14 protein-coding genes are annotated in these 15,988 nt (G+C 75.7%); 9 read left to right on the forward strand and 5 right to left on the reverse strand.

Going from position 1 to position 15,988, the window contains the following annotated elements; all coding sequences use genetic code 11:
- On the forward strand, positions 1-891 hold an 891-nt coding region (locus tag ABD254_RS13755), incomplete at its 5' end, for a restriction system modified-DNA reader domain-containing protein (protein ID WP_486326998.1).
- Positions 892-965: 74 nt separating this feature from the next.
- Here the strand turns inward: ABD254_RS13755 and ABD254_RS13760 are convergent.
- Positions 966-1,925, reverse strand: a complete 960-nt coding sequence (locus tag ABD254_RS13760) for a zinc-binding dehydrogenase (protein ID WP_344248988.1) — start codon at positions 1,923-1,925, stop codon at positions 966-968.
- Between the two features lie 44 nt (positions 1,926-1,969).
- Here ABD254_RS13760 and ABD254_RS13765 point away from each other — a divergent pair, with 44 nt between their 5' ends.
- A complete protein-coding gene (locus tag ABD254_RS13765) occupies positions 1,970-2,956 on the forward strand; it encodes a coiled-coil domain-containing protein (protein ID WP_344248989.1) in 987 nt (328 codons plus the stop codon).
- A gap of 18 nt (positions 2,957-2,974) precedes the next feature.
- Here ABD254_RS13765 and ABD254_RS13770 read toward each other — a convergent pair whose 3' ends face one another.
- A complete protein-coding gene (locus ABD254_RS13770) occupies positions 2,975-3,403 on the reverse strand; it encodes a VOC family protein (RefSeq protein ID WP_344248990.1) in 429 nt (142 codons plus the stop codon).
- Between the two features lie 115 nt (positions 3,404-3,518).
- Positions 3,519-4,871: a homoserine O-acetyltransferase MetX gene (gene metX, locus ABD254_RS13775; RefSeq protein ID WP_344248991.1), complete on the reverse strand. Its 1,353-nt coding sequence runs from the start codon at positions 4,869-4,871 to the stop codon at positions 3,519-3,521.
- A 387-nt stretch (positions 4,872-5,258) separates the two neighbouring features.
- Here metX and ABD254_RS13780 point away from each other — a divergent pair, with 387 nt between their 5' ends.
- Together ABD254_RS13780 and ABD254_RS13785 are read left to right on the forward strand one after the other, a co-directional pair.
- Entirely contained in the window at positions 5,259-6,731 is a 1,473-nt protein-coding gene (locus tag ABD254_RS13780; protein ID WP_344248992.1) for a C40 family peptidase, read from the forward strand.
- Between the two features lie 165 nt (positions 6,732-6,896).
- The gene (locus ABD254_RS13785) at positions 6,897-8,438 is read left to right on the forward strand and encodes a hypothetical protein (protein ID WP_344248993.1); all 1,542 of its coding nucleotides are present in this window, start codon (positions 6,897-6,899) and stop codon (positions 8,436-8,438) included.
- Here the strand turns inward: ABD254_RS13785 and ABD254_RS13790 are convergent.
- A complete protein-coding gene (locus ABD254_RS13790; protein WP_344248994.1) occupies positions 8,432-8,629 on the reverse strand; it encodes a hypothetical protein in 198 nt (65 codons plus the stop codon). The two genes, ABD254_RS13785 and ABD254_RS13790, sit on opposite strands and share 7 nt — an antisense overlap.
- On the opposite strand from ABD254_RS13790, the gene ABD254_RS13795 reads away from it, so the two are divergent.
- From ABD254_RS13795 to ABD254_RS13805, 3 genes are read left to right on the forward strand one after another with little or no spacing between them, the layout of a single operon-like run.
- The gene (locus ABD254_RS13795) at positions 8,628-9,518 is read left to right on the forward strand and encodes a hypothetical protein (protein ID WP_344248995.1); all 891 of its coding nucleotides are present in this window, start codon (positions 8,628-8,630) and stop codon (positions 9,516-9,518) included. The genes ABD254_RS13790 and ABD254_RS13795 overlap by 2 nt on opposite strands.
- Entirely contained in the window at positions 9,515-10,744 is a 1,230-nt protein-coding gene (locus ABD254_RS13800) for a sensor histidine kinase (protein ID WP_344248996.1), read from the forward strand. The genes ABD254_RS13795 and ABD254_RS13800 overlap by 4 nt, the downstream gene beginning before the upstream one ends.
- Positions 10,744-11,409 (forward strand): response regulator, encoded by a 666-nt coding sequence (locus ABD254_RS13805; protein ID WP_344248997.1) that lies wholly within the window; start codon positions 10,744-10,746, stop codon positions 11,407-11,409. The genes ABD254_RS13800 and ABD254_RS13805 overlap by 1 nt, the downstream gene beginning before the upstream one ends.
- 46 nt (positions 11,410-11,455) lie before the next feature.
- Here ABD254_RS13805 and ABD254_RS13810 read toward each other — a convergent pair whose 3' ends face one another.
- Complete coding sequence (locus tag ABD254_RS13810; RefSeq protein ID WP_344248998.1) at positions 11,456-12,541, reverse strand: zinc-binding dehydrogenase; 1,086 nt, start codon at positions 12,539-12,541, stop codon at positions 11,456-11,458.
- 156 nt (positions 12,542-12,697) lie between these two features.
- Between ABD254_RS13810 and ABD254_RS13815 the strand changes: the two genes are divergently transcribed.
- Both ABD254_RS13815 and ABD254_RS13820 read left to right on the forward strand, forming a co-directional pair.
- Entirely contained in the window at positions 12,698-14,308 is a 1,611-nt protein-coding gene (locus tag ABD254_RS13815; protein WP_344248999.1) for a hypothetical protein, read from the forward strand.
- A 138-nt stretch (positions 14,309-14,446) separates the two neighbouring features.
- A complete protein-coding gene (locus tag ABD254_RS13820) occupies positions 14,447-15,955 on the forward strand; it encodes a hypothetical protein (RefSeq protein WP_344249000.1) in 1,509 nt (502 codons plus the stop codon).
- Positions 15,956-15,988: the final 33 nt, after the last annotated feature.

A 15,988-nucleotide genomic window follows, 5' to 3' on the forward strand; every position in this document is an offset into this window, starting at 1 on the left:
GCCCTGCCGCTGCCCGGCGAGCGCGGCGCCGCGTCGCCGCCCGGCGTCTCGCCCGACGTCGCGGCCGAGCCAAGAGACTTCGGCGCGCCCCGCCGCGACGCGCTGCCGACGTCGCTCCCCGGCGGCGTCCCCTCGGGCCGTCGGACGGCGCCGGTGCGTCGCCGGTCGCGGGCGGAGCGGTTCAGCGCGCCCGAGCCGGCGCCGCACGCGCCCGAGCCGACGCCGCACGCGCCCGAGCCGCACGACCGGGCCGCCGGCGCCTCCCGGGCCCCGGGTCTCGGCGAGGCGTTCGCCGCGGTCGCGGCCCCGGCGTTCGACCTGCCGGTGCCCGCGCCGTGGTCCGCGCCCGAGGCCGAGCCGGCGATCCCGGAGCCGCGCTGGTCCGGGGCGGACGACGAGCTGCCGCGCCTGCAGGTGCCGCCGCTCGAACCTCCGCGGCTTCGGGTGCCGCCGCTCGACGCGCCGCGTCTGGACGGCCACTGGGCGGACCCGCTGCCGGAGCGTCCCGCCGCCGAGGGGTACGACTGGCAGGCACGGCCCGCCGCCGACCCGCTGACGGCTCCCGCTGGCGCGTGGTCGCCGCCGGAGGAGACCACGCAGGCCGGCTGGCCGGCGTCGTCGGACGAGGTGGACGGCGACCTGGTCGACCTCGCGCGCCGGCTCGGGCGCCCGACGGCGATCCTGTGGTCGCGGCCGCGGCGTCGCCAGCACTTCGAGGCGGTGCTGCACCCCGACGGCGTGATCGAGCTGGCCGACGGGCGTCGGTACCGGCACCCGGACCACGCGGCGTCCGCGGCCTCCGGGTCGCCGACGGCGGACGGCTGGAACGTCTGGCGGCTCGCCGCCGGCCCGGGCTCCCTCCTGGACGCGTACCGCGCCCACTTCGCCTGACCCCCCGGGGCGCTGTGAGCATGATGGTGGCCCACTTTCAGATGCGAAAGTGGGCCACCATCATGCTCACAGCATCAGGGGAGGACGACGATCTTGCCCTGCTGCGCGCCCGCGGCCAGGCGCGCCAGGCCCTCGCCGACACGTGACAGCGGCACCTGAGCGTCGATCACCGGGCGCACGCCGGTGCGCGCGCAGAACCGCACCAGCGCCGCCAGGTCGTCGCGCGAGCCCATCGTCACGCCCTGCACACGCAGCTCGGTGAAGAAGATGCGGGTCAGCTCGGCGGGCGGCGCGTCGCCGGACGTCGCGCCGCACACGACGATCGTGCCGCCCGGCCGTACGGACCGTACCGAGTGCCCCCACGTGGCCTGCCCGACCGACTCGACGACGGCGTCCACCCGCGCGGGGACCCGCTCGCCGGGCTCGAGCGCGTGCGCGGCCCCGAGCTCCAGCGCCCGGGCCCGCTTCGCCGCCGAGCGCGACGTCGCCGTGACCTCGAGCCCGGCGGCCGCGCCCAGCACGATCGTGGCCGTCGCGACGCCGCCGCCCGCGCCCTGCACCAGCACCCGGTCGCCCGGCGCGAGCGACGCCGCGCCGAACAGCATCCGGTACGCGGTGAGCCACGCCGTCGGCAGGCAGGCGGCCTCGGCGAACGACAGCTCGTCGGGCAGCGGCACGAGGTTCGCCGTCGGCACCGCGACGCGCTCGGCGAGCGTCCCGGGGTAGCGCTCGGACAGCAAGGACCGCGGCTCGCGCGGGCCGACGCCGTGCCCGTCCGCGCCGATCACCCCGTGCACCACCACGCGCGACCCGTCCGGGGTCACGCCCGCCGCGTCCGTGCCGAGCGTCATCGGGAGCTGGTCCGCACGCAGCCCGACCCCGCGCAGCGACCACAGGTCGTGGTGGTTGAGGCTCGCGGCCCGCACCTCGACCGTGGTCCAGTGCTCGCGCCCGGCGGGCTCCGGCCGCTCGGTCACCTCCAGGCCGTCGAGCGGGGAGTCGGGCGAGAACCGGGCGACGGTGGCGGCGAGCATGCGCTCCAACCTACTGCGGCCGGTGGGCCGGTAGGTTGTGCGCCATGCCTTCGTCGCCGTCCGACGCCCCCGAGCCCGTCGGCCCCCGCAGCGCCCCCACCAGCATCGAGACGGAGCTCGCCGGCGCCCGTCGCGCCGTCGTCGAGCGCGATCAGCAGCTGGCCCGCCGACGGCTCGCCGAGGACGGGCTGCGGGCCGCGGAGGCCGAGCTGGCGACGGCCCGCGCGGCGCTCGCGGACGAGTCGGCGGACGTCGCGCGGCTGGAGTCGCTGAGCCTCGCCCGGGTCTGGGCCGGCCTGCGCGGTAACCGTGACGAGCGCCTCGACGCGGAGCGGGCCGAGCAGCAGGCCGCCGAGTACGTCGCGGCCACCGCGCAAGCGCGCGTGACGTCCGCGGCGCGGGAGCTCTCCGCCGTCGACCACGCGCTGCACGCCCTCGGCGACGTGGCAGCCCGGTGGGTCTCCGCCCTCGCGGCGAAGGAGGCCTGGGTGCACGGGAGCGGCGGCCCGGCCGCGGCGCGGCTCGCGGAGGTCGCCGAGCGCACCGGGGCGCTCCGCGCCGAGCAGGTCGAGATCGCCCAGGCGCAGACCGCGGCAGAGCACGCGGCCGGGGCGCTCGGCGCGGCCGCCGGCCACCTGCGCAGCGCCGACGGCTGGTCCACCTACGACACGTTCTTCGACGGCGGCATGCTCGCGAGCATGGTCAAGCACGACAAGCTGGACCGCGCCGCGGGACTGCTCCGCGAGGCCGACGCCGCGCTGCGGCACCTGACCGTGGAGCTCGGCGACCTCGGCGAGCAGGGGGTCGGCGGCGTCGCGGTGGACGGCTTCACCCGCACGCTCGACGTCTGGTTCGACAACGTCTTCACGGACTGGTCCGTGCGCAACCGGATCGCCGAGGCGCAGGACCGCGTCCTGGCCGCCGGTCAGGCGGTGGACGGCGTGCGGGCGCGCCTCGCCCAGCGGGAGCACGCCGTCGACGCCGAGCTCGCCGAGCTCGCAGGCCGTCGCGAGGCGGCGCTGCTCGGCTGAGTCGTGGTCGGCCGGGGTCTACTCCGTGCCGACGTCGAACATCCAGCTGATGCCGTACTTGTCGGTGACCTGGCCGTAGTAGTCGCCCCATGGCGCCTTCTCGAACGGCATCGCGTCCGAGCCGCCCTCGGCGAGCCTCTCGTACGCGGCGGCGACGTACTCGTGGTCCTCAGGGCCGCCGGTCAGCGCCACGGTGACGCCGCTGGTGGGCGCGACGTAGGGCATCATCGAGCCGGTGTCGGCCGCCATGAGCGTGAGGCCCGCGGGCGTGTCGAGCTGGCCGTGCATGACCAGCTCCTTGTCGGACTCCTCGATGGGCATCCCGGCATCGGCGGGCATGTCGCCGAAGAGGCTGAGGTCCAGCTCGCCGCCGAGCACGGACCGGTAGAACTCGAGAGCCTCGCGGGCCTGGTTCTTGAAGCTGAGGTACGGGTTGAGCCGGGCCATTGCTGTCTCCTCCGGGTGGCGCAGGGGTGACGAGGGCCGCCGTGCCGGCGGCCACCAGCCACGCTACGCACGCCCTCCGACACCCGCCGCCCGAGCGGACGGGCCTACGCCCGGTTCACCCCTCGGGGGTCTCGACGCTCGCCCCGGTGAGGAAGTCCGCGACGATCGGGCCGAGCTGGTCGAACTCGATGAGGAAGCCGTCGTGCCCGAAGTCGGAGGTCACGATCCGCAGCGGCTCCGCGCCCGGCACCCAGGCCGCGATGCGCCCCGCCTGCTCGGGCGGGAACAGCCTGTCGGAGTCCACGGCGACGACCAGCGCCCGCGACGTGATCTGCGACAGCGCGGCCTCGACGCCGCCACGGTCGCGGCCCAGGTCGTGGCTGAGCATCGACTCGGTGAGCACGAGGTAGGAGTTGGCGTCGAAACGCCGGGCCAGCTTGTCGCCGTGGTGGTCGAGGTACGACTGGACGGCGTACCGGCCGTCGGCCAGCGGGTCCTCGCCGCCCTGCGGCAGCCGCCCGAACCGTACGTCGAGCTCGGCGGCCGTGCGATACGTCGTGTGCGCGATCTGCCGTGCGATGGCGAGGCCGGCGTGCGGCCCCTCGCCGTCCGCCGCGTCGTAGTAGTCGCCGCCGCGCCAGCGCGGGTCGGCGCGGATCGCGCCGAGCTGCGGGTGGGACCACGCGATCTGGTCGCCGGAGGTCTGCGCGGTCGTCGCGATCGGCGCCAGGTTGCGCACCTCGATCCCGGCCTCCGGGCCCATGAGGGCCCACTCCAGCACCCGCAGCCCGCCCATCGAGGCGCCGATGACAAGCTCCCATCCGGTGATCCCGAGCTGACGGGTCAGCTCGATCTCCGCGGCCACCTGGTCGCGGGTGGTGATGCGGGGGAACCGGCCGCCCCAGGGGAGCCCGTCGGACGCGGCGGAGGACGGGCCGGTGGTGCCCTGGCAGCCGCCGAGCACGTTGGGCGCGACGACGAAGTACCGGTCGGTGTCGATCGGCGCGCTCGGGCCGATCATCTGCTCCCACCAGCCCGCGGTGCTCTGCCCCGGGCCGGCCGGGCCGGCGAGGTGCGCGTCGCCGGTGAGGGCGTGCAGCACGAGGACCGCGTTCGAGCCGTCGGGGGCGAGCTCGCCCCATGTCTCGTAGGCCACCCGCACGCCGGGCAGGACGCCGCCCGCCTCGAGCTCGACCGCGCCGACGTCGGCGAACCTCCGCGCCGCGACCGGGTCGCCGTCGCGCCACGCGCCCGTGGCGGGCACCGGCGGCTTGACCCGCGCCCTCGACGTCGGGACGGCCGGGGCGGGGGAGCCGTCGGCCGGACGGCCGGTGTTCCGGTCCGGCGTGCGCGCCGGACCGTCGGCGGGGCGCCGGCCGAGACCGCCCTCCCGCCGGTCCGGCAGCCCGCCGACGAGCACGTGCGTCGTGCGCGCGTCGCCGGGCCGCTGCCCGCCCGTGAGGCTCATGCCTCGTCCCCGCGGCGGGTCGGACCGGCCTCGGCGGGACACGACGTCCCCGTTGCGGGGGCGATGGGGGTGCTCATGTGCTGCTCCTGGGCGTTCGGCGGCTGACGGGCAGAGGGTGCGCACGAGGGGCAGGAGGCTGCGACGACGGGCGACCGCAGGCAGGCGAACGTGCGCGGGGGTCAGCGGCACATTCGGCGGGTCATGCGGACGACGGTAACCGCCGGCGCGCGAGGCCGACAGGCAGGTCCCAGCATACGAGACCAGGATTTGGACGGCGTGTCGCCTTGCTCGGCGCGCCGCGACGTGCTGTTCCGGTGGCGCTCCGGCGGGCGGTGGGTGAGCCTGGGCGAGGTTGCCCAGGACTGCTGCCCAGGGGAGGAGCAGAACATGGCCCGCAGGCGACAGGTGCGCCCGCGCCGCCCAGGACCGCAGGAACGAGGCCGGGGAACGAGGCGCCCCGCCCGCGCGACGGCCGTCCTCGCGGCCGCGCTGCTCGCCGTCGTGCCCGCCGTCGGGGGAACGGCCGCGTGGGCCGACCCGCCCACGGACGACGACGTCGCCGCGGCGCACGCCGCCGTCGACGCCGCGCAGCTCGACGTCGCGGGCGCGCAGGCGCGGCTCGACGCGATCCGCGGCGAGCTCGCCGTCGCCGAGGCCGCGGTGCAGACCGCGGCCGAGGACTACGCCGAGGCGCGCGAGGGCGTCGCGACCGCGCAGGAGAAGGCGGACGTCGCTGCCGGGCGTGCCGAGCGAGCCGGGACCGCCCAGGCGGAGGCGCGCGCGGCGCTCGCCGACGCCTACCGGACGACGGCGCGCGCGGGCGGGCCCGGTCCGCTCGCGGTCGTCGCGGGGGCGCACGACGTCGATGACGTCGTCGCGGGCGGCGCCGCGCAGCGCGCCGTGGACCGCAAGAACGCCCTCGCCGTCGCCGCCCAGGCCGATGTCCGCGCCTCGGCCCAGAACGCCGACGCGCGCTGGGACGCGGCACGCGTCGAGCTGGCCGAGGCGCGTGCGGAGGCCCGGTCGGCGTTCGCCGCCGCGCGGGACGCGGCGGCGGCGCTCACCGCGCAGACGGCCGCGGCCGAGGCGGAGCGGGACCGGCTGTACGCCCGCCTGGCCCAGCTGCGCAGCACCAGCGTCGAGCTGGAGCGTGAGCGCGAGCAGGCCCGGCAGGAGCAGGCCGAGCGTGAGCGGGAGCGCCGGGCGCGCGAGGCGGCGGTGGCCGCCTCGGCGTCGGACGCGGCGTCGAACGCGGCGTCGGACGCGGCGTCGGGGGCGCGGTCGGACACGAACGAGGCGGCGGACCCGCCGCCCGCGGCCCCGGAGGCGCCCGCCGACGAGGGTTCGTCGGACCCGTCGGGCGACGACTCCCGCGACGCCCCCGCGGCGGAGCCGGAACCGGAACCGGAGCCCGCTCCGGAGCCTGAGCCGGCTGATCCGGAGCCCGAGCCGGACCCGGCGCCGCCGGTCAGCGGCGTGGGCGTGGGCTCGGCCGCGCAGGGCCGCGAGGCGCTCGCGTGGGCGCGGTCGAAGATCGGGATCGACTACCAGTGGGGCGGCACTGGCAACCCGGGCTACGACTGCTCGGGGCTCACGTCGGGCGCGTGGAACGCCGCCGGCGTGTGGATCCAGCGGACGTCGCGCTCCCAGTACCTCGCGGTCGGCAAGATCTCCTACGACGGCATGCGGCCGGGCGACCTCATCTTCTACGCCGACGACACGTCCGACCCGTCGACCATCCGGCACGTGGCGATGTACTCCGCCGGCGGGATGATGGTCGAGGCGCCGCGGCCCGGCCTGACCGTGCGCGAGTCGCCGATCCGCTGGGACGACGTGATGCCCTACGCCGGCCGCCCGTAATTTCACCCTTTACCCCGATAGATCCTCCCGCTATCTTTCCGGCAGTCTTCAGGGAGCGGGTGCTCGGTGGTCGGTGGTGCGCGGGGACGGGTCGTCACGGTCGTCACGACGTGGCTGGCAGCGGTAGGGCTGGTGCTGGCGGGAGCTGTGGCTCCGGCGGAGGCGGTGGACGACGGCGAGACCACGACCGTCGTGTCCATTCCGGACGGCCGATGGTGGCCGGGCGAGGTCGTCGACGTCGACGTGGCCGTGACGGATGCCGAGGGGAGCCCGGTCGAGGAAGCCGTGGTGGCCGTCTACGTCGACGGGGACCCCACGCTATGGTCCTTTCTGCCCGACGGCCGGCGGACGGTGAGGCTGCCTACCGACATGTTCGCACCGGGTGATCACTCGGTCGAGGTGCGTCATGTGGCCGGCGCGACCGAGGTCCCCTGCGGATGCTTGTCGTTGGCGTCGTTCACCCTCCGCCTCGACGACCCGGGACGGCCACTGCTGTCGCCGGGGTCCTGGTACTACGGGGACCCCACCACGCTTCAGATCGACCTGGCCGGGACGGACGATCCCCGAGACGGCAGGATCGAGCTGCCGGCTCGCGGGTTGAGCGCCCCGCTCGCCGACGGTGTCGCGACCCTTGCGCTCGACGGTCACGAACTGGACCCTTTGTCTTCGCTGTGGTTTGAGCACCGTACGGATGCCGGCGAGCTGGTCTCCACGTGGAGACTCCGGCCGGACGTGCGGAGCAAGCCCACGGCGATCACGGCCACCGTCCCTACCACGATGCAACAGGGTGCGGTCGTCAAGATCCCGGTCTCGGTGACTTCCCCGCAGGGTGTGCCGCCGGGCAGTGCCATGGTGGGGTACGTCGAGAACCCCCATGGTGAGCCGAATCTCGTGACGATCGCGACGGCGACCCTCGTGGACGGGAAGGCCGTCGTTCGCGTACCTGTCGCGTCCATCCCGGTGTCGGTGCGGTCCCTCGAGGTCAAGTACGGGGGCGGTCATCCCGAGTTCGCGTACGCGCGCTCGACGCATGCCGTCACGATTCTCCCGCGGCGCACCACGCGGGTGTCCGTCTCGACACCAGAGCGGTGGACGTTCGCCACTCCTCGCCGCGTGAAGGTCACCGTGTCGACGGCCTCCGGGGCACCGCGCGGAAGGGTCGACCTCATCCGGACAGGCCACGGGAAGCTCGGTTCTGCAACCCTCGTCGGCGGCAAGGCGTCGTTCCTCGTCGGAGGCAAGGATGCGCCGCCGGGACGCCAGGCGTTCGCCGCGAGGTTCGTCCCCGCGGTGGCGACCGACGCCGGCTCGGTGAGGTCGTGGAAACAGAGCGTCCGGAAGGCTCGACCTGTCGTCCGACTCACCATGGGTCGCCAAAGCTTTCCGGTCGGCGCCAAGCTCCGCGACGGGCGCCCTGCGACGATCACCGTTCGCACGGCCGGGATGCCTGAGCGTGGGTGGCTGTACCTGCAGACTCGCGACCCCCGCGCGAAGAACAGCTCGTGGCGAAGGCAGTGGGGCTCGTCCTGGCGCCTGACCGCGAGGGACGACGGCGTGCAGCGGATCGTCGTGCCGCCGAAGACGTTGCGGACCGCGGACGGCCGCGGCGGGCGTGTCTACCTCCGGGCGGCGTACTGGCCGGTGGCGGCCCTCGAGGACCGGGTCGCGCGAGTCCGTTCCGAGACGGTCACGATTCGCCGCTACTGACCGATGGTGCCGACGCACCCCAGGGCCGCGTCGGCGAGGTCGCCGGGCCCTGCTGAGCCGGTCGAAGGGCCGAGCAGGTCGCGGACCGCCGCGACGCCGTCGTCGCCGGGCTCGGTCCGTCGCAGGTCGTGACGACCCGCGACCCGTGGGCGACGCGGGGCGGCGGCGACCCCGGGCACGGTGGTGCGCATGACACCTCGACCGATCCTCGCCACCGTCTCCTGTCTCGCCGCACTGGCCGCCGGCACGCTGCACCTGCTGGGCGCCCCGCCCACGGGCTACTCGGCGATCTTCGCCCCGCGGTGGGTCGTGCCGGCCGCTGCCGCCGTCGGCCTGGTCGCGATCTGGCTGTCCGGCCCGGCCCGCCGACCGCGGGTCGGGGTGCCGACCGGGTGGGCGGCCGTCGTCCTGCTGTTCTGGGGCGCCGGCGGGCTGGCGCTCGAGGGCTTCCGCGCGTTCTTCGCCGTCACCGGGATCCCCGCGGGCGAGTTCGCGCAGGTGGACGTGCCGGGAATGCTCACGCGCGCGCTGTCCGCCCTCGCGGCCGTCGCGACGGTGCTGTACACCTGGGACGTCGGCCGGGAGGCGCGGCCCGGGGCGGCAGGACGCCGCCGGTGGCCGCGGTGCCTGGCCGTGGCGATGTGCGTCCCGTACCCGTCGCTCAAGATCTACTGGTGGCTCGGCGGGACGGTCGGCCGCCCCGAGCCCTACACGGGGGGACTGCCAGGTATGGAGCTCGCGCTGTTCGCGGTCGGCGCACTGGTCGCGCTCGGGCTGACCGGCTCGCTCGTCGAGGGCAGGCTCCGGCCCGTGCTGCTGGCCGCGGGCTGGGCCGGATCGACGGCGGCGCTGACGATGGGCGCGCTCATGGTGTTCGGCACGCTCGCCCAGCTCCTCGGCGTCAGCGACGGCCCGGTGGACCTCGGCGCCGGCGCCATCACGGCCCTCGTGGCCCTCACGTACGGCAGCTGGCTCGCCGTCGGGGTGGCGCTGCTCGCCGCGACCCTGCAGGCGCACGACGGCCGCCGCGTGCTGGGTCACGCCCCGACCGGGGGCCGCGCGGAGCGGGGGGTGGCGTGAGCGTCCGGCCCGCCCGCGGGGACGTCGTGCTGGCTGCCGCGATCGCGGTCGCCCTGCTGCCCGCCACCGGGGTGATCGCGTACCGGTCCCTGCCGTCGGGCGCGGCGACCGCGCTGGTCGCGCTGGCCGCGGTCGTCCACGTCGCGTTCGCCTGGCGCCGCCGGGCGCCGGTGGCCTCGCACGTCGTCGTGCTCGCTGCGCTGGGGGGGCAGCTCGCGCTGACCGGCCTGTTCGTGCTGCTGCCGTCCGCGCTGGTGATCTGGCTGTCCGTCCACGCGTGCGCCGCGTGGTCGTCACGGCCCTGGCTCCCCGCGGTGACGGGGACGCTCGGGGTCGCTGCCGCCGTGCTGCGTTTTGCGTCCGACCCGGCGGTGCGCGACTCCGGCTTCGGCCCCGCACCGTGGCTCCTGGGCCTGCTCCTGCTGGCGCTGCTCGCGGCGTCCTGGACGGCGGGCCTGTTGCGCCGCGCGCAGGAGGCCGCCCGGCTCGCGGCCGAGGAGCGGCGGGCCCGGGCGGTGGCCGAGCAGGACGCGCGGGCCGACCGCGCCGTGCTCGCTGAGCGCGCGCGCATCGCCCGGGAGATGCACGACGTCGTCGCGCACTCGCTGGCGGTCGTCGTCGCCCAGGCGCGGCTCGGGCGGGCCGCTCCCGCCCGGGCGCAGGAGGCGCTGGCCGCCGTGGAGGAGGCGGGGCGGGCCGCGTCGGGGGAGATGCGGGGCCTGCTGCACGTGCTGCGCGCGGGGCCGGCCGACCGGCCCGGGCCCGCGGACGAGGCGCCGGGTTCTGGAGCGGACGGCGGCGCCCGCCCCGCACCGGGCCTGGCCGACCTGCCGGACCTGGTCGAGCGGGTGCGCGGGACTGGCCGTCAGATCGCCGTCGACGTCTCGGGCGAGCCTCGACCGCTCGGACCGGCCGCGCAGCTCGCCGTGTATCGGACCGTGCAGGAGGCGCTGACCAACACCGCCCGGTACGCCGGCGAGCGCGCGGCGTCGGCGGTCTCGCTGACGTGGTCCGAGGGAGAGGTCGAGGTCGTGGTGTCCGACGACGGCGGCGGGCCGCGTGCGCCGGGGGGCTCCGGGCCCGCGCGGGAGGGCACAGGGCTGCGGGGCATGGCCGAGCGGGTCGAGGCCGTCGGCGGCCGGGTCGAGGTGCGCCGCGCCGACGGCTGGACGGTCGCGGCGCGGATCCCGGTGCGGGCGGCGCCGCCGGCCGGGGGAGGGCGCTGATGATCCGCGTGCTCGTGGTCGACGACCAGGACCTCGTCCGCGCGGGAGCCGTCGCCGTCGTGGACGCCGCCGAGGACATGACCGTGGTTGCCGAGGCTGCCGACGGGGCACAGGCCGTCGAGGCCCAGCGCCGGCACCGCGCGGACGTCGTCCTCATGGACGTGCGCATGCCCGTGGTCGACGGGATCGAGGCCACCCGGCGGCTGGTGGACGGCGCGCTCGACGGGACCGTGCCTCCGTGCCGCGTGGTCGTGCTGACGACCTTCGACCTCGACGAGTACGTGTACGCCGCCCTGCGCGCCGGTGCCAGCGGCTTCCTGCTCAAGGACGCGCCCACCCACGAGCTGCTCGCGGCGGTGCGCACCGCCCACCGGGGCGACGCCGTCGTCGCGCCGTCGGCCACCCGCCGGCTGCTCGCGCACGTGCTGCCGCGGCTGCCGGACGTCGCAGCCCGTGACCGTGCGGCGGCGCTGCTCTCGGAGCGGGAGCGGGAGGTCGTCCGGCTGCTCGCCGAGGGGCTGTCGAACGCCGAGATCGGCGCGCGCCTGTTCGTCTCGGAGGCGACCGTCAAGACCTACGTGGGGCGGGTGCTCACCAAGCTGGACCTCCGGGACCGGGTCCAGGTCGTCGTCTGGGCCTACCGCAACGGACTCGCCGAGGCGTGAGGCCGCCGGTCCCGGTCCGGACGTGCGCTCGCGCGATCAGGCGGAGTCACGGCCGCAGCAGCACCTTCGTGGCCCGGCGCTCGTCCATCGCGGCGTACGCCTCGGCGACGTCCGCCAGCGGGAGCTCGAGGTCGAAGACCTTCCCCGGGGCGATGGTGCCGGACAGGACCTCGGGCAGCAGCGTCTCCATGTAGTGCCGGGCGGACGCCATGCCGCCGCCGATGGTGATGTTGCGGTCGAACAGGCGGCGCACGCTCAGCTCGGGAGCGAGGTGCGGCACCCCGACGAAGCCGACGCGGCCGCCGCCGCGCACGACGTCGAGCGCGGTGTCCATGGACTCCTTGGTGCCGACGCACTCCAGGGCCGCGTCGGCGAGGTCGCCGGTCCCTCCTGAGCCTGTCGAAGGGCCGAGCAGGTCGCGGACCGCCGCGACCCCGTCGGCGCCGCGCTCGGCCACCACGTCGGTCGCGCCGAACTCGCGGGCGAGTGCCGCGCGGTCGTCGTGCCGGCTCATCGCGACGATCCGGCCGGCGCCGAGCAGCCGGGCGCCGATCACGCCGCACAGCCCGACGGCGCCGTCGCCCACCACGACGACCGTGTCGCCCGCGGAGACGCCGGCCGAGAACGCCGCGTGGTAACCGGTCGACATGACGTCGGCGAGGGCCAGGAGGTGCGGCACCAGGCCCGCGGCCTCGATCTCGGCCTCGGAGCGGCCCACCGGGAACAGCGAGTGCTGCGCGAGCGGGATGCGCACCCGCTCGCCCTGGGCGCCGTCGACGGGGTGCCCGTCGCGGTCCTTGCCGCCGAAGCCGGTGACGAGGTCGCACGCGGCCGGGTAGCCGGCGCGGCACGACTGGCAGACGCCGCAGCTCATGGTGAACGGGAGGATCACGAAGTCCCCCACCTGCGCGGACGTCACCTCCGAGCCCAGCTCCTCGACGACGCCCACCAGCTCGTGCCCGATGGGGCGCGGCCGCTTCACCGGCGTGACGCCGCGGTACGGCCACAGGTCGGAGCCGCACACGCAGGCGGCCACGACCCGGACGACCGCGTCGCCGGGGGTGAGGATCGTCGGGTCCGGGCGCTCTTCGGCGCGGACGTCACGGGCGTCGTGGATGACGGCAGCAAGCATGGGGTCACCGTAGACGCCCGGCGCGCTCGACGGCGGCCCGTAGCTCGCCCTGTACAGGCAGGTGATGTGCCGATATCTTCCAGCCAGTCTTCAGGGAGCGGGTGCGCGGTGGGTCGTGGTCGGCAGGATGGTAAGCAGGGTCGGTTCGTCGCGGTCGTGACGACGTGGCTGGTGGCGTTCGGGCTGGTGGTGACGGGGGCGGTGGCACCCGCTGCCGCGACCGAGGACGGCGAGCTCTCGATGTCGCTCTCGCTCGCTCGCGAGCGGTGGTGGCAGGGCCAGGTCGTCACGGTGGACGTCCTCGTGACCGACGGTGGGATCCCGATCCCCACGGATCGCAACGCCACTCTACGCGGCTGGCTCGACGGCCGCTCGTTCAGCCTCAGGCAGGTCGAGGAAGGTCGCGTCGCCGTCGATCTGCCGGCGGTGAAGTTCGCCCCGGGCGACCACGTCGTCAGGTTCCAGTACCGGGACATCTGGGCCAACACCGTCCTGGCGGAGGCCTCCGTCGTCTTCCATGTAGACCAGCTCGAGACGGCGGTCCTCGCGCCGCAGCGCTGGGTACACGGCGACGCGACGAACGTGCAGTTCGACCTCACCGGGACCGACCTGCAGCAGGAAGGCACGGTCGAGCTCGCCACCCGCGCTCCGGGCGGTACGCCCTTCGCTCGAGCCGAGCTGGCCGACGGGGTCGCGAGCTTCGACCTGACCGGGACCGAGGCACCGGTCCGGTGGTACGTCTATGCCACGCAGAGGGACGCCGCGACCGGCGAGATCATCTCCCGGTGGGCACTGGGTAGCCCGGCCGCTCCGAAGCCCACGACGCTGAACGCAACCATCCCCGCCTCGTGGCAGCACGGGGCTCCCTTCGACCTCGTCGTCGAGGCGACGTCCGACCGAGGCACACCGGACGGCTACGTGGAGGCGAGCTATGAGGTCGACGGCGACGCGGACCCGGAGCGGCGTCTCGCGCGCGGCACGCTGGCTGACGGACGGACCACGCTCTCGGTCGACCCGGCGCAGATGCCGGCCGGCGCGCACCGGGTGGTCGTGCGGTTGACGAGCCCCACGTTCGAGGCGCCGGTCGTGGTCCGCGACGTCGCGGTCAAGCCCGAACGGGCGACGGCCGTCTCCGTCTCGACGGCCAGGACCTGGACCTACGGGACCTCGCGGCGCGTCCAGGTCACGGTGTCGGCGTCGGGGGCGAAGCCGCAGGGCCGGGTCGACCTGATCTCGGCGAGCAAGGGGAAGATCGGGTCCGCGAAGGTCACGTACGGCACGGCATCGTTCCTCGTCAGCGGTACGAAGCTCCCGCCTCACAGCGCGCGGAACCTCACGGCCACCTTCGTACCCTCGGCCCCCACCGATGCGGCGTCGAAGCGGACCTGGAAGCAGCGGGTCGACAAGGCGAAGCCGAAGGTCACGCTGACGATGAAGGACCGCATGTTCCGGGCAGGGGCGAACCTCGGGAAGAGCGAGCCGGGGACGGTCCGGGTGCGCACGGCGGGGATGCCGGAGCACGGCCGGCTGGTCCTGGAGACGCGCAGCCCGCGGGCGAAGCACGACGGCTGGCGCACGCGGTCGCACGTCGACTGGCGGCTCACCCGCGCCGACGCCGGCGTGCAGCGCGTCACGATCCCGGCGCCGTTCCTCAGGACGGCGGACGGCCGCCCCGGAAAGGTCTACCTCCGCGTGCGGTACGTCCCGACGGACACGCGCCACGTCGCCACGGTCGTCTCCGACCGGGTGACGATCCGCCGCTACTGACGCCCGGGCCCGAGGTTCACCCGCCATCCCTGCGCCCGACGGGTTCCGGCCCCCGGAGCGGCGGCGTAGCGTCGTTGCACCGGAACAGGGACGGCCGACGCGACGGGGTCGCGCGGCTTCGGCCCAGGGAGGTACGTGATGAGCGACCACGACGCCCGACGAGCCAGGAACAGGACGGGTGCGAACGGGACCCACCGCGACCGACGCCGACGGTCGGTCCGGCGGGCGGCCGGCCTCGCGCTCGCGGCCGCGACCGCCGTCGGCGCCGGGATCGCCGTCGCGCCGCCTGCGGCGGCGGAGCCGGAGTGCCTGCACCCGAGCTACGACTTCGACCAGGACGGGGAGGTGGACTCGGTTGTCGGAGCCCCCGCGGACGGCAGCGTCGAGGTCCGCTTCGGCACGCTCGGCGAGCCGCGCACGGAGGTGCTCACCGGTGACTGGGGCTTCGGGACCGCCGTCACGCAGCTCACGTCCTACGAGGAGGAGGGCGACGACGAGCTCTGCAGCCAGCTTGTCGTCGGCAGCCCCTACGAGGACGTTCCCGGTAAGCCTGCCGCCGGCGCGGTGTACGTGTACTACTACGACCTCGTGGCCGAGGAGTTCGTCCTCCGCGGGCGGTACACGGCCGACTCGCCCGGCGTCCCCGGGGTCGCCCAGGCCGGAGCCGAGTTCGGCGCGTCCCTCGCGTCGTCGGCGTCCGACGTCGAAGTCATCGACCCGAGGCCGCGCCCGCTGCGCGTGGGCTCGCCGGGCCAGGACGTCGACGGAGCGCGCGATGCGGGCCGCGTGACGTCGTTCACGCTCGGAGCCCGGGACGACACGCCACGCGACGGCGAGCTGCTGTCGCTCGCGACGCCCGGAGCAGCGGGCGACCCGACGCCGCACGCCGCGCTGGGCCGCGCGATCAGCGAGCGCGCCGGTCTCGTTGCCGTGGGCATCCCCAGGCACCGGGTCAGGGGCGTCGAGAACGCGGGTGCGGTGCTTCTGTGGTTGACCGACCGTGAACCCGACGGGCTGTACCTGATCAACCAGGGCACGCCCGGGATGCCCGGCACGCCCGAGCAGGGCGACCGCTTCGGCACCGCTGTCCACGTCATGGGAAGTGCGCTCGGACCGTACAACCTCGTGGTCGGGGTGCCACGGGAGGACGTCGACGGCCGGGCCGACGCCGGCTCGGTGGCGGTCGGCCGGGTCGAACGGTTCTCGGAGGCGCCGGTCCGGGCCTTCAGCGGTTGGAACCAGAACTCCCCCGGCATGCGGGGATCGGCAGAGGCGGGCGACCGCTTCGGCACGGCGGTGTCGTCGATGTTCCTCGACCGCTGGCGCGCCGTGGTCGGCGTCCCCGACGAGGACCTCGGCTCCGCCGCCGACGCCGGGATGGTCCAGGTCGTCGGGACCGACGCGGCCTGGACGCAGAGCACTGCCGGGGTGCCCGGCGCGGCCGAGGCCGGCGACCGGTTCGGGGCGAGGCTGAGCCCCGACCCGTGGGTGCGCCACGACAACGTGCCGCAGGTGGGCGTACCGGGGGAGGACGGGGCCACGGGCGGCGTCCTGTCCAGGCTGCCGATCTCGCCGTCGGCGCCCGGGCCGGAGTTCTGGCGGGGGCCCGTCCCCGGCGCCCGCTACGGGCTGGCCGTGGCCCCCTGAGCGATCGCGCCCTGAGCACGGTCCGTACGACGA

This window comes from Isoptericola hypogeus (assembly GCF_039531145.1).
Taxonomy (GTDB): Bacteria; Actinomycetota; Actinomycetes; order Actinomycetales; family Cellulomonadaceae; genus Isoptericola; species Isoptericola hypogeus.

Coding starts and splice junctions, on each gene's coding strand:
- ABD254_RS13760 (WP_344248988.1), bottom strand. CDS start 1,925: ATGCTCGCCGCCACCGTCGCCCGGTTCTCGCCCGACTCCCCGCTCGAC.
- metX (WP_344248991.1), bottom strand. CDS start 4,871: ATGAGCCTCACGGGCGGGCAGCGGCCCGGCGACGCGCGCACGACGCAC.
- ABD254_RS13780 (WP_344248992.1), top strand. CDS start 5,259: ATGGCCCGCAGGCGACAGGTGCGCCCGCGCCGCCCAGGACCGCAGGAA.
- ABD254_RS13805 (WP_344248997.1), top strand. CDS start 10,744: ATGATCCGCGTGCTCGTGGTCGACGACCAGGACCTCGTCCGCGCGGGA.
- ABD254_RS13820 (WP_344249000.1), top strand. CDS start 14,447: ATGAGCGACCACGACGCCCGACGAGCCAGGAACAGGACGGGTGCGAAC.
- ABD254_RS13795 (WP_344248995.1), top strand. CDS start 8,628: ATGACACCTCGACCGATCCTCGCCACCGTCTCCTGTCTCGCCGCACTG.
- ABD254_RS13790 (WP_344248994.1), bottom strand. CDS start 8,629: ATGCGCACCACCGTGCCCGGGGTCGCCGCCGCCCCGCGTCGCCCACGG.
- ABD254_RS13765 (WP_344248989.1), top strand. CDS start 1,970: ATGCCTTCGTCGCCGTCCGACGCCCCCGAGCCCGTCGGCCCCCGCAGC.
- ABD254_RS13810 (WP_344248998.1), bottom strand. CDS start 12,541: ATGCTTGCTGCCGTCATCCACGACGCCCGTGACGTCCGCGCCGAAGAG.
- ABD254_RS13770 (WP_344248990.1), bottom strand. CDS start 3,403: ATGGCCCGGCTCAACCCGTACCTCAGCTTCAAGAACCAGGCCCGCGAG.